This is a genomic window from Vibrio sp. Y176, assembly GCF_033438945.1.
In genome coordinates, this window is the sequence record NZ_JAWOQS010000126.1 from 1 (window position 1) to 1,051 (window position 1,051).

At 46.3% G+C, this 1,051-nt stretch carries 1 protein-coding gene; it reads left to right on the plus strand.

The window, feature by feature from the left end; translation table 11 throughout:
* Positions 1–1,051: histidine kinase dimerization/phospho-acceptor domain-containing protein (locus R7O13_RS24550; protein ID WP_318304895.1), on the plus strand; the 1,051-nt coding region annotated here is incomplete at both ends.

Below are 1,051 nucleotides of genomic sequence, written 5' to 3' on the forward strand. Positions count from 1 at the left end.
CATCAACACTCTACTGGTCGGCAGCGATCAGCAACCACGTACGATTAATACCAAGCAAGACAGTATTCAAAACAGTCTTGAAGTCATCGATAAAGCTTTAGCGGGACAAACCGACGTTGGCACCTACACCAATGGACTTGGCGAAGAAATTATCGCTGCATTTGCCCCAATTCAAACACGCGGTATTACATGGGCGCTCGTGGTTCAACTTCCAGAAAAAGAGGCGTTTTCACGCATTCATCAACTGGAAAAGCTCTTCGTTATCGCCATGCTAATCGCGATCATTCTTGTGGTGATTGCATCGCATTATTTGTCCAACTTCATTACATCACCACTGCTGAAGCTGACTTGGGCGGCGGAGAAAGTATCCGCTGGCGACCTCGACGAAACAACATTCAATACCGAACGTAAAGATGAAATCGGTCGCTTGGCTATCAGCTTCGAACGTATGCAGCGCTCGATTCGAGAAAAAATCCAAACCATCAAACAGCAAAACGAAGAACTTGAAAGCAACATCAAGCTGATTCAGAAGCAAAATGATGAGTTGCAACTGGCTGATAAACTGAAAGATGAGTTCCTCGCAACAACCTCGCACGAATTGCGTACACCGCTACATGGCATGGTTGGGATAGCAGAAACCCTTGTGTCAGGAGCAAATGGAGTCATTCCCGCCAGTCAAAAATACCAACTTGATATCATTATCAAAAGTGGTCAACGCTTAGCTAACCTCGTAGACGATTTATTGGATTACCACAAAATGCGCTATGGCAGCATGGATATCCAAAAATCGGCAGTAAGCTTAGCCAGTGCAACACGCTTGGTGCTTGAGCTTTCTAATCACCTGCTAGGCAATAAGACCATTCGCATCATCAACCAAGTACCAGCCGACCTGAAAGCCGTTTCGGCCGATCCGCAACGCCTCGAGCAAGTGCTGTATAACTTGATTGGCAATGCCATTAAATACACCTCAGAAGGTAAGATCGTCATTTCCGCTACCATTGTTGACGATCACGTCCGAGTGCAAGTGGTCGATACTGGTCAGGGGATTCCA